8 protein-coding genes are annotated in these 11,755 nt (G+C 64.4%); 4 read left to right on the top strand and 4 right to left on the bottom strand.

Annotation, left to right across the window (positions count from 1 at the left end; all coding sequences use genetic code 11):
• Positions 1-5 precede the first annotated feature (5 nt).
• Positions 6-1,184 (bottom strand): isochorismate synthase, encoded by a 1,179-nt coding sequence (locus tag AC6I7J_RS16790; RefSeq protein WP_498007238.1) that lies wholly within the window; start codon positions 1,182-1,184, stop codon positions 6-8.
• 179 nt (positions 1,185-1,363) lie between these two features.
• On the opposite strand from AC6I7J_RS16790, the gene fepB reads away from it, so the two are divergent.
• Complete coding sequence (fepB, locus tag AC6I7J_RS16785; RefSeq protein ID WP_498006226.1) at positions 1,364-2,329, top strand: Fe2+-enterobactin ABC transporter substrate-binding protein; 966 nt, start codon at positions 1,364-1,366, stop codon at positions 2,327-2,329.
• On the opposite strand, the gene entS is transcribed toward fepB, so the two are convergent.
• Positions 2,324-3,574 (bottom strand): enterobactin transporter EntS, encoded by a 1,251-nt coding sequence (entS, locus tag AC6I7J_RS16780; protein ID WP_058774889.1) that lies wholly within the window; start codon positions 3,572-3,574, stop codon positions 2,324-2,326. The genes fepB and entS overlap by 6 nt on opposite strands.
• A 146-nt stretch (positions 3,575-3,720) precedes the next feature.
• Here entS and fepD point away from each other — a divergent pair, with 146 nt between their 5' ends.
• Genes fepD through AC6I7J_RS16765 form a run of 3 tightly spaced genes read left to right on the top strand, consistent with a single transcriptional unit; the run spans position 3,721 to position 6,484 of the window.
• Positions 3,721-4,710, top strand: coding sequence for a Fe(3+)-siderophore ABC transporter permease (fepD, locus tag AC6I7J_RS16775; RefSeq protein ID WP_031279737.1), 990 nt, complete (start codon positions 3,721-3,723; stop codon positions 4,708-4,710).
• A complete protein-coding gene (gene fepG / locus AC6I7J_RS16770) occupies positions 4,707-5,690 on the top strand; it encodes an iron-enterobactin ABC transporter permease (protein WP_021507718.1) in 984 nt (327 codons plus the stop codon). The genes fepD and fepG overlap by 4 nt, the downstream gene beginning before the upstream one ends.
• Positions 5,687-6,484 (top strand): ATP-binding cassette domain-containing protein, encoded by a 798-nt coding sequence (locus tag AC6I7J_RS16765; RefSeq protein ID WP_058780378.1) that lies wholly within the window; start codon positions 5,687-5,689, stop codon positions 6,482-6,484. Before fepG ends, AC6I7J_RS16765 begins: the two co-directional genes overlap by 4 nt.
• 79 nt (positions 6,485-6,563) lie before the next feature.
• Here AC6I7J_RS16765 and AC6I7J_RS16760 read toward each other — a convergent pair whose 3' ends face one another.
• Both AC6I7J_RS16760 and fes read right to left on the bottom strand, forming a co-directional pair.
• Entirely contained in the window at positions 6,564-10,448 is a 3,885-nt protein-coding gene (locus AC6I7J_RS16760) for an enterobactin synthase subunit F (protein WP_498006222.1), read from the bottom strand.
• Positions 10,441-11,715, bottom strand: coding sequence for an enterochelin esterase (fes, locus tag AC6I7J_RS16755; protein ID WP_348879927.1), 1,275 nt, complete (start codon positions 11,713-11,715; stop codon positions 10,441-10,443). Before fes ends, AC6I7J_RS16760 begins: the two co-directional genes overlap by 8 nt.
• Between the last annotated feature and the right edge of the window lie 40 nt (positions 11,716-11,755).

The following is an 11,755-nucleotide window of genomic DNA, read 5'->3' as shown; positions in this document are numbered from 1 at the left end:
TTCCTTTATTGCAGTCCAAAAGCGCGCAACATGGTGTCCAGCTTCACACCCGTTTCACGCCATTCTGATTCCGGTTGTGAGTCGGCGACGATGCCAGCGCCGGCAAACAGCCGCACGCGCGTGCCGTTTACCGTTCCGCAGCGAATGGTCACCACCCATTCGCCGTTGCCTTCGCTGTCGCACCAGCCGACGATGCCGCCAAACAGCTGGCGATCAAAGGGTTCGAGCTGCTGAATCAGCTGCTGTGCGCGGGCGTGCGGGAAGCCGCTCAGCGCAGGGGTTGGGTGCAGCAGCGCCGCCAGCGACAGCGCGTTTTCGCGCTCATCCTGCACTTCGCCATCGATTTGCGTCGCCAGATGCCACAGCGTGGCGGTGGTGATCAGCGACGGCACGGTAGGCACTGACAGTAGTCGGCTACGCGGCTGCAGCGTGCTGCGCATCGCGTCGGTCACCAGCTGATGTTCGTGGCGATCTTTGGCTGACGCCATCAGGGTGTTACCTGCCGCGCGATCGGCGCTGACGTCGTCATGATGGCGCCGCGCCGAGCCGGCCAGCGGGCAGGAGGAGAAATCGCGCCCCTGTTTGCGCAGCATCAGTTCCGGGCTGGCGCCTACCAGCGCGCCGCCTTCCGCCAGCGGCAGATGGAAATGGTAGCTATTGGGATTTTGCGCGATCACGCGCTGCATCAGCGCGGCGGTATCGACCGGCTGCTCCGTGACGATATCCATCAGGCGCGACAGCACCACTTTGTCCGGATCGCCGCGCTGGATGGTGGCAACGGCGTCGGCCACCATGCGGGTAAACACTGCGTGATCCGGTACTGCCGTCCGCCGCCGCACTGCCGGCAGTTCGCTCTGCTGCGCCGGTAACGCCTGTTGCAGGTCGGCGCGATTAAAGCTCTGCCAGGATTCGGGTATGAACAGCGACGCTGGCTGGCTAACGTCAAACGGAATCGCGCCCACCAGCAGCGGATTGACGATCCCCTGCTTTTTCGCCGCGGCAAAGTGCTGGCGCAGCTGCTGTTGAAAGTCGCCCTGCAGCAGCGCGGCATCGCCCACCGGCGTGTTGATCGTGGTATAGCAGCCCTGGGTGGCCAGGCTGCGCCATGGCGAGGTGAAAAGGAAACCGCGGCACAGCGCGGAAAAATCCTTCAGCCAGGCATTTTCAAACGTGGAGCTTTCCACCATAATTTTCACCTATAAATGATAAGAATATTAAGAATGATTATCATTTTTATTATGGCTCTGTAACCTACGTCGAAAGGGGCAAAGAGTCAATCCATTCGCGGGATTTACCGTGCTGTCAGACGTAAGCGGCGGCTGACGCCGGGCCAGGCATTAAGCTAAAAGGTGGATCAAAACTTATGAATAAATGCGGTTTATGGGGCATGGCTGTCCTGTTGTTCATTTTCCAGTCGCTGTCAGGGACAGCGCGGGCCGACCAGGGCTGGCCGCGCAGCGTACAGGGCGCGACCGGAACGGTAACGCTTAACCAGGCACCACAGCGCATTGTCTCCACCAGCGTCACGCTGACCGGCTCGCTGCTGGCGATTGACGCGCCGGTCATCGCCTCAGGCGCGACCGCGCCGAAAAGCCGCCTGGCCGACGATCAGGGCTTCTTCCGTCAGTGGGGCGAGGTGGCAAAGCAGCGCCACGTTAAGCGGCTATACATTGGTGAGCCGAGCGCCGAGGCGATTGCGGCGCAATCCCCGGATCTGATCATCGTCAGCGCCACCGGTAATGACTCCGCCCTGAAGCTGGTCAGTCAGCTGTCCGCCATTGCCCCCACGCTGGTGGTCAACTACGACAATAAGAGCTGGCAGGATGTGGTTACGCTGCTGGGGCAGGCCACCGGCCATGAAGCACAGGCAGCGCAGCGCGTAAAAGAGTTCGACGATCGCGAAGCGGCGCTGAAGCAGGCCATTACGCTGCCACCGCAGCCGGTCTCCGCGATGGTATGGAACGGTGATGGCCGGGCGGTAAATCTGTGGACCGCCGCATCGGCGCAGGGCAAACTGCTGCAGCAGCTCGGTTTTACCCTGGCGCAGCCGCCGGCCGGCACGCAACAGGGGCACAGCATGGGCCAGCGCAAAGACATTATTCAGCTCTCGGGCGAGAATCTCGCCGCCAGCCTGACCGGTCACAGCTTCCTGCTGTTTGCCGGCGATGACAAAACCGCGCAGTCAGTGCTGAGCAACCCGTTCCTGGCACAAAACGCGGCGGTGCGCGATAAGCAGGTCTATGCGCTGGGTATCGACACCTTCCGCCTGGATTACTACAGCGCCAGCAATCTGCTGACGCGTCTGCATCAGCTGTTCGTCAAATCATGATGTTTGCTGCGCCAGCACGGGCGCGGGCGCCTGATAGCGCCGTAATCCTTTCATCATCAGCCACATCATGACGCCAAGCAGTGTCGCGGCACAGCCAAACGCCGCGGCAGCCTGCGCCGGTAACAGCCACGAACCGAGGGCACCAATCAGCGCGGCACCGAGGGCATCGCCGCACACGTTCTGCGCCGTCCACAGGCTGTTGATGCGGCCCAGCAGATGATCTGGCGTCAGCAACTGAATCATCGCGTACTGCACCAGGCTGTTGATGGCGCTGAAATAGCCGAAGCCCGCCAGACACAGCAGCGCCAGCCACAGCGTCGGCATCAGGCTGAACAGGCCCAGGGCGACGAAACCGGCCACGGCACTGCCCAGCACCAGCCGCCCCGGGCGCGCCGCCTGTTTCAGCCTGCCGCTGGTAAATGCGCCCACGGCGGCACCGAGCGGCACGGCGGCGTACAGCATACCGAGCTGGTCGGCGCTGACTGACCAGTGCGGTGCCAGCGCCGGGTACAGCACGCGGATGGCGCTGGCCAGCGTCACCAGCGCACCGGTCAGCGCCACCATGCCGACCAGCGGGCTGGCAAACAGGAACTGCACGCCGGTTGCCAGCGCCCGCAGCGGATGCTCGCGCGGCTGCGGAGGCGGGGGCAGCGCAGGCAGCTGCAGCAGCGTCAGCACCGTCAGCAGCGTGCCGAAGGCGGTCAGTCCGTAATTCCACAGCACGCCGCCGTGCGCGATTACCACACCAGCAATTGCCGGCGATAAAATCGAGCCGAAGCGCACCGTCAGCATGGTAATGGCACCGGCCTGCATGATGTTTTCGCGCCCCACCAGCGCTGGCGTAGCGGCCAGCAGCGCCGTGACGCCAATCGCACCGAAAAAGCCGTCCCACAAGCCCAGCAGATAGACCGCCAGCAGCGAAGGCGCGGGCAGCGCGGCATTTATCGCCAGCGCGACAAAGCCCAGCCCGCAGGTGGTGCGGGCAAACAGGATCAACTTCTTACGCTCATAGCGATCGGCGAGCACGCCGCCGGTCAGCAGGCCAGTAAACATGCCGGCAGCGGACAGTGTGACGGCGAGGCCCACCAGCAGCGGTGAATGGGTCATCTGCTGAATCTGCACCGGTACGGCAACGGCCAGCATGCCGAGCGCCACAATCGAGATAAAACGCGCAATAAATACCGCGCGAAACGCCGCGTGGGTTTTCAGCAGTGAGAGATCGATAAAGTGAGAGGGTTTGTTCATTGTTTCGCCTTTTTGCACCAATTTTCCTCATCATCCGCGAGGCGACTCATGGTAACATAGGCAAACGCGAGTAATAACGATAACAAATATCATTATCACATTACGTTGCACCGCAACGACGTCGAACAGTGAAGGTTTAGAACGCTATGCGCCAGATCCGTGCATTAGCAGGCTCAGGGATTCTGCTTTTGCTCCTCATGGCGCTCAGTCTGATGCTGGGTGCCAAATCAATACCGCTTTCCGATGTGTATCACGCTCTCACCGCCTCCTGCTCCAGCGCGGAGTGCATCATCGTGCGCGATGCGCGCCTGCCGCGCACGCTGGCCGGTCTGCTGGCGGGTGTGGCGCTGGGGCTGGCTGGCGCGCTGATGCAGAGCCTGACGCGTAATCCGCTGGCCGAGCCGGGCATTCTGGGTGTGAACGCCGGTGCCGGTTTTGCCATCGTGCTCGGCATCGCGCTGCTGGGGGCGGACTCCCCGCTGCAGTGGCTGACGCTGGCCTTCAGCGGCGCACTGCTGGCGGCATTGCTGATGACGGTGATTGGCGCGATGGGCGGCGGGCGCGTCAATCCGGTGCGTCTGACGCTGGCGGGCGTGGCGCTGGCGGCGGTGCTGGAGGGCTTAACCTCCGGCCTGTCGCTGCTCAATCCGGACATTTACGATCACCTGCGCTTCTGGCAGAGCGGCTCGCTGGATATCCGCGATTTCAGCGTGTTGCGCACCCTGAGCCCGGCGGTGCTGGCCGGTGCGGCGCTGGCGCTGGGGCTGGCGCAATCGCTGAACAGCCTGAGCATGGGCGGCGATATGGCGGCGGCGCTGGGCACGCACGTGGTGCGCACTCAACTGCTGGGCCTGCTGGCGATTGCCTTACTGAGCGGCGCGGCGACCGCCGCCGTCGGGCCGATCGCTTTTATCGGCCTGATGACACCGCATTTTGCCCGCTGGCTGGTGGGCAACGATCACCGCTGGCTGCTGCCGGCGACGGCGCTGATCACCCCGGCGCTGCTGCTGGCGGCGGATATTCTGGGGCGGATGATGGTGGCAGGCGAACTGCGTGTCTCAATAGTGACCGCCATCCTTGGCGCGCCGATGCTGATTTTGCTGGTACGGCGCCAGCGCGGGCGAGGTGGACTATGACGCGGCGTGCCTGGTTGCATGGCGGCTGGCTGCTATTAGCGTGTGCGCTGCTGACGTGGCTGGCGCTGACGCGCGGTGCGCTGCCGGTTACGGCGGAGCAGGTGTGGCAGGCGCTGCGCGGGCAGGGAGCGGCCAACGTGCAGCTGATTGTGGTGGAGTGGCGGCTGCCGCGCGTGCTGATGGCGCTGCTGATCGGTGCGGCGCTGGGTGTCAGCGGGGCAATTTTTCAGTCGCTGCTGCGTAACCCGCTCGGCAGCCCGGATATCCTCGGCTTCAATACCGGCGCTTATAGCGGTGTGCTGGTGGCGCTGGTGCTGTTCAATCAAAGTATTACCGCGATGACCGGGGCCGCGCTGATCGGCGGTATCGCGACGGCTGCGCTGGTGTATCTGTTTGCCTGGCGCAACGGGGTGGAAACGTTTCGGTTAATCATCGTGGGCATTAGCGTGCGCGCGCTGCTGATGGCGCTCAATGCCTGGCTGATTATCAGCGCTTCGCTGGAGTCGGCGCTCAGCGCCGGGCTGTGGAGCGCCGGCTCGCTCAACGGCATCACCTGGGCGAAAACGCCGCCGGTGGTGACGGTGCTGCTGCTGTCACTGCTGCTGGTGGCGCTGTTAACGCGCCGCATGCGTCTGCTGGAGATGGGCGACGACACCGCCTGCGCGCTCGGCGTGCCGGTGGAGCGCAGCCGCCTGTGGCTGATGCTGCTGGGCGTGCTGCTGACCGCAGCGTCCACCGCGCTGGCGGGGCCGATCTCGTTCGTGGCGCTGCTGGCCCCGCAGATTGCGCGCCGGCTGAGCGGCGGGGAAAAAGGCGCGTTGTGGCTGGCAGCGCTGTGCGGCGCGCTGCTGTTGTGCGCCGCCGATTATGCCGCGCAGCATCTGTTCCTGCCTTATCAACTGCCGGTTGGCGTGATCACCGTCAGCCTGGGCGGACTCTATCTGATTGCGTTACTGGTGCGGGAGGCGCGACGCCAATGATCGATATTCCTTCACGGCTGTATGGCGAAGGCCTGACGCTGGGTTATGACAAAAAAGTGGTGGCGGAAAATCTCTCGGTGGCGATTCCGCAAGGGGAGCTGACCGTGATTATCGGCCCTAACGCCTGCGGTAAATCCACCCTGCTGCGCACCCTCAGCCGCCTGCAGGCGCCGCTGAAAGGTGACGTGCTGCTGGACGGCGAGGCGATTGCACGTTATCCCACCAAAGAGGTGGCGCGCCGCCTTGGCCTGCTGCCGCAGAGTTCGAACGCACCGGCGGGCATCAGCGTGAGCGAGCTGGTGGCGCGCGGACGTTATCCGCATCAGTCACTGTTTGGCCGCTGGCGCGCGGAGGATGAAGCGGCGGTGCAGCAGGCGATGCTGGCCACCGGCGTGGCGGATCTGGCGCAACAGGCGGTCGATACCCTGTCCGGCGGGCAGCGTCAGCGCGTGTGGATTGCCATGGTACTGGCGCAGCAGACGCCGCTGCTGCTGCTGGATGAGCCCACCACCTGGCTGGATATTACCCACCAGATTGAGCTGCTTGAGCTGATGCAGACGCTCAACCAGCAGCATGGCCGCACGCTGGTGGTGGTGCTGCACGACCTCAATCACGCCTGCCGCTACGCCACCCATCTGATCGCCATGCGTCACGGGAAGATCATTGCCGAGGGCAAGCCTGGCGAGATTGTGACGCCGGCGCTAATTGAGCAGGTGTACGGATTACGCTGTGTGATTGTTGAGGATCCGGTGGCGCATACGCCAATGATTGTGCCGCTGGGGCGCGGGCGCTAAGGCGGGAAATGGGCTGTGGTGTAAACGTTTTCTGCCATACGGTTCCCTCTCCCGCCGGGAGAGGGTTAGGGCAAAACCGCTACGCCAGCAACTGCTGCAACAGCGGCCCGATCTGCTCAAACATGCGAGGCGAGATAATCTCGACGTGGGCGCAATCCATCGGCCACACCGCCAGCTCACCGACATAGGGCGCCCAGGCGCGGCGCGCATCCTGGCCTGGCTGCTGCGTCTGTTCGGCGAGGAACAGCGTAGCGCGGCCGCCGAAGCGTGCGCTGCGCGCCGTGGCCAGCAGACGCACCGAGCTGGCGTAGTTGGCTTCGATGGTATCGAACATGGCCTGCATCTCTTCACCGGCCTGATGGCGCTGCGCGGCGATAAACTGTTCGCGCTCGCGATTCACCTCCTCCAGCACCGCCGGATCCAGCACATTCTCGCCGCGCTTCTCATCCCAGTTCTGCGTTTCCGGCGGCCAGGTGTCGAGCAGGCCAAGGAAGGCGACCTCTTCACCCGCCGCTTCCAGCCGGGCAGCAATGCCCTGCGCCAGCGTACCGCCCAGCGAGTAGCCGAGGAAATAGTAGGGCCCGTGCGGTTGTACCTCGCGCAGCGTACGCAAATGCGCCTCACAGACCTCATCGAGGTGCGCGCTCTGATTCAGCGGTCCCTGCGTGTCAGGCGACTGAATGCCGACCAGTGACCAGCGTGGGTCAAGATAACGCTGCAGCACGCTGAACTGCCAGGCGAAGCCGGACGCCGGGTGGAAGCAGAACAGCGTCGGTCCGCTGCCTTTACGCAGCGGCAGCACCGCTTCAAAGCCCGCCTGCTGATGGGATTGTCCATCGCTCAGCAGCGTCGCCAGTTTTTCCACCGTCGGCGCGATCATGATCTGCCCAACCGAGACCGGCAGCTGGAGCTCGCGGCGCAGCTGCGCGGCCAGGCGCATCGCCAGCAGCGAATGGCCACCGAGCGCAAAGAAATCATCCTGCGCACCGATCGTGTCGCAGGCCAGCAGGCGGCAGAACGCTGCGGCCAGCGTGCTCTCTAAACCGGGCAGTGGCGCGCGCCCCTGGGGCTGCGCGGTGCTCTGCGGCAGCGGCAGCGCTTTGCGATCCAGTTTGCCGTTGCTGCTGAGCGGCAGCGCCTCCAGCTGGACGATGGCCACCGGCACCATGTGTGCCGGTAGCTGCTGTGCCAGCGCGTGACGCAGCGCGTCGCCATCCACCGGCTGAGGCGCCACCACGTAGCCCACCAGCTGACGCGCATCGCCCTGTGCCGTCGCGCTACCCAGCACCACCGCATGCGTCACCGCCTGCTCAATGCCGGGCTGGGCGCACAGCGCATGATCGATTTCGTTCAGCTCAATGCGCTGACCGCGGATCTTCAGCTGGTCATCGCTGCGTCCGAGATACTCCACCGCACCGTTGTCCAGCCAGCGCGCTACGTCGCCGGTCAGGTACATGCGCTCGCCAGCGGCGTACGGGTCGGCGATAAAGCGGCTGGTGGTCAGCTCCGGTCGGTTGAGATAGCCATGCGCCAGCTGAATGCCGGTAAGATAGAGATCGCCGGCCACGCCCGGCGGCACCGGCTGCATTTGCGCATCAAGAATGCGCAGGCCGGTGTTCCACACCGGGAAGCCGATCGGTACGCTCGGGCCATCGACGGCGGCGAGCGCCGCGCCATACGCCGGATACCAGCTGACATCAACGGCCGCTTCGGTCGGCCCATACAGATTGTGCAGCGGCACGCGGGTCAATGTTTCCCAGCTGCGCGACAGATCGGTGGGCAATGCTTCACCGCTGCAGAACACGTTGCGCAGGCTGGCGCAGCACGCTATCGCGGCCGGGTGGTCGAGCGCCGCGACAAAGGCCGCCAGCATTGAGGGTACGAAATGCGTGGTGGTGACTTTGTAGCGGGCAAACAGTTGCTGTAAGGCTTCTGGATCGCGGTGTGCATCCGGCGGCGCCATCACCAGCTGCGCGCCGACCAGCAGCGGCCAGAAGAACTCCCACACCGAGACATCAAAACTGCTTGGCGTTTTCTGCAGCACCACGTCATCCGCCTGCAGCGGATAACGATCCTGCATCCACAGCAGGCGATTAACGATCGCCTGATGGCCGACCAGCACGCCTTTCGGCCGGCCGGTAGAGCCGGAGGTATAGATGATGTACGCGCCATCCTGCGGCGTCGGCGCGCTGGCCGGTGCCGGTGCATGTTCGGCATTGTACAGGGTGTCAAAGTGCAGCTGACTGACCGGCGCGATGGCGCGGAAGCGGGCACTGAGCGCGGCAGCGGTAATCAGCGTTTTGGGCGCGGCATCTTCCAGCATCAGCTGGAGCCGCTCGTCCGGATAGCCGGTATCCAGCGGCAGATAAGCGGCCCCGAGCGTCACAATCGCCTGCAGCGCCAGCGACAGCTGCACCGAACGCGGCAGCGCCACGGCGACGATATCACCCCGCTGCACGCCAGCCGCACTGAGATCGGCCGCCAGCGCGAATACCTGCTGCTGCATCTGGCGATAGTTCAGCTGGTGCTGCGCATCGGCCAGCGCCGGTGCGTCCGGCGTGCGCTGCGCCTGCTGCGCCAGCAGCGACGCCAGGGTTTCCGCCGGCAGCGGATGGGCGGTCTGATTGATGGCCGCAATCTGCTGCTGCTCCGCTGGCGTCAGCAGATCGAGCTCGCCCAGCGCGCGCTGCGGCTGCGCGGCCAGCTGGCTGAGCAGCAGGGCAAAGCGGCTGGCATGGCGCTGCAGCGTCTCCGCAGCATAGCGCTGCGCGTTCGCCAGCAGCTCCAGCGTCAGATCGCCGTGCTCGCTGAGGTAAATCGCGATTTCCAGATCGCGCACCGGGCCGGAGGCCAGCTGATGCGTGATGCCTTCAATGCCGGCGAAATCGAGCTGGTAGTCAAACATCTTCAGGTTGATCACCGGGCCATACAGCGGATCGCTATCGCCGAGGCGGCCGAGATCGCGCTGCACCTGTTCAGCATCGTAACGCTGATGGCGGCGCATTTTTTTCACTTCCGCGGCCAGCTGAGCGGCGAGATCGCCGAGCGTTTGTTCCGGCTGATAGTGCACCGCCATCGGCAGCACGTTAATCACCGGACCGGTGGCGCACAGCGCGGCGGAGCCGATGCGGCGCATGAAGATGAAGCCGGCAGCAAAATCATTTTGTCCGCTGAGACGAGCCAGCCACAGCGCCACCAGCGCAAAGGCCAGATCGGCGGCGCTGTGCTGTGGATGCTGGCTGGTCAGCGTCTGGAAGCGGTGACGATCCAGCGTGACGCTGTGGCGCAGCAGATCGGTGCTGGCGCTCTGACCGGCCAGCGGCAATGGCGACAGCGAGGCGGGCGCGGGCAAGGCGCGGCCTTTTTCGCGCCAGAATTCGCCGTCACGGGTGTAAGACGCCGATTGCTGATAGCGCTGATACTCGTCAACCACGGCGCTGAAAGGAATAAACGGTGTCGGCTCAGGCGGCTGCTGCTGTACGGCGGCGCTGTACAGATTGGCGATGCGGCGCGTCAGCGCGGTAAAGCTGAAGCCATCCACCACCAGATGGTGATAGCGCTGATACCAGAACCAGTGCTGCTCGCCGAGGCGGAACAGACGATGGTGCCACAGCGGTGCGCCACTCAGCACACGCAGGTCACCCTGCATATCGGCACGCATCAGGGCGCGTGCGGCGGCAGCGGCATCCGCTTCGCCGCGCAGATCAACGATGTCTGGCAGGCTGAAGGTCTGCGGCTGCGGCCACTGTAGCGGCTCGCCGTCGATTTCGCCGAACGCCATATTCAGGGTATCGGCTTCCTGCATGCCGTCGACGATGGCCTGCGCCAGCAGCGCACTGTTGATGTCGCCGCGCAGTTCGACAAAGTGCGCGACCGCGTAGGCGTTGTGATGGCGGCTGAGCTGGTCGGCGATCCAGATGCCAGGCTGCGCCGCCACCAGCGGCAGAGTTTGTTGGTCAATCATAGTGTCGTTCATCAGAGAATTTACTGTCGCTCCGGTTCACGTCTGGCGTGATGAATGAATTTGGATTGCGCCACAAAGCTTGCAGACCGTCGAGCAGGCCACCGCGCCAGCACAGCGCGTCATGGCCGCCCTCTACCGGCTGGTAATGCACCTGATAGCCGGCAGCGGTAAGTTGTTGTTGTAATTGTTGATTGGCTTGCAGAATCAGGCCTTCACGCTGGCCTGCTTCCAGCCAGAAACGCAGCGGCTGGCGAGGTGCCAGGCCATGGTCCAGCGCCTGCAGCAGCCAGCCATGCGGGTTACCACGCTCCGGCCACCAGAAGGAGCCGGACAGGCTGAGCGCATTACCAAAGGTGTGGGGAAAGTGCAGCGCGGCAAACACCGCGGCCAGACCGCCGAAGCTTTGTCCGGCAACCAGCGTGCGCGCCGGCTGCGCATCGTACGGCATCCAGCGTGCCACCTGCGGCAACAGCTCCTGCTGCACCGCCTGCCAGAATTGCGGATTGCATGGCAGCTCGCGGCTGCGGTGTTCGCGATCGATGATGTCGATAAACAGGTAGACCGCCGGCGGCAGCTTGCCCGCGGCCGTCAGCTGCTGCAGCGGTCCGGCAATCGGCATCTGCTGCGCCCAGAACTGACCATCGAGCAGTATCGCCAGCGGACGCGGGCCGTGCTGCGCCTCGCCTGTGGCGTACAGCCACACCCGGCGACGATTGCCGAGCAGCGCGCTGTCCCACTGCTGCTCCTGCAGCGTCAGCGCCGGGGCGCGGCCCTCATCCACCGCACGCCACACCTGCTGGTCGGGCGCGTCAGGCAGGTGCAGCGGTGACACGCCCATGCCGCGTCCGCCGGACCAGCTGCGCAGCGGATTGAGCGCATCGGCCTGCGCGGCAGGGAATTTTTCGCGCCACCAGTGGCGCAGCGCATGCATGTCAGGCTCGCCGCTGAAATCGCTGGCCTGCCGATCCGGCATCAGGCAGTAGCTGCCGCGCCAGTGTGACGGCAGCACGGTTTGCCAGTACCAGACATCGCTACTGGCGACGCGCATCAGCGATTGCGGCGGGCGCTGCTGGTGATGATCGGTCACGCCGGTGATGTTGATCCACACGCGCTGGGTGTGGGAGGTGGTTTCACTGCCTTGCGGATCGCGCCAGAAGAAGGTCACCAGACAGGTGCCATCCTGCTGCGGCTCAATGCGCGGAATGCCCTGAGTCTGTTGCTCCTGCCACCAGGCTTCGCTACCAATTCCATCATTTCGCCAGGTCATAGGGGCTGCCAGTCGCCGTCTGTACGGGGAGGTTTACATA

Source organism: Type-C symbiont of Plautia stali (genome assembly GCF_059730935.1).
This window is presented reverse-complemented; position numbering and strand designations above follow the sequence as displayed.

Coding starts and splice junctions, on each gene's coding strand:
- fepB (WP_498006226.1), top strand. CDS start 1,364: ATGAATAAATGCGGTTTATGGGGCATGGCTGTCCTGTTGTTCATTTTC.
- entS (WP_058774889.1), bottom strand. CDS start 3,574: ATGAACAAACCCTCTCACTTTATCGATCTCTCACTGCTGAAAACCCAC.
- fepD (WP_031279737.1), top strand. CDS start 3,721: ATGCGCCAGATCCGTGCATTAGCAGGCTCAGGGATTCTGCTTTTGCTC.
- fepG (WP_021507718.1), top strand. CDS start 4,707: ATGACGCGGCGTGCCTGGTTGCATGGCGGCTGGCTGCTATTAGCGTGT.
- AC6I7J_RS16765 (WP_058780378.1), top strand. CDS start 5,687: ATGATCGATATTCCTTCACGGCTGTATGGCGAAGGCCTGACGCTGGGT.
- AC6I7J_RS16760 (WP_498006222.1), bottom strand. CDS start 10,448: ATGATTGACCAACAAACTCTGCCGCTGGTGGCGGCGCAGCCTGGCATC.
- fes (WP_348879927.1), bottom strand. CDS start 11,715: ATGACCTGGCGAAATGATGGAATTGGTAGCGAAGCCTGGTGGCAGGAG.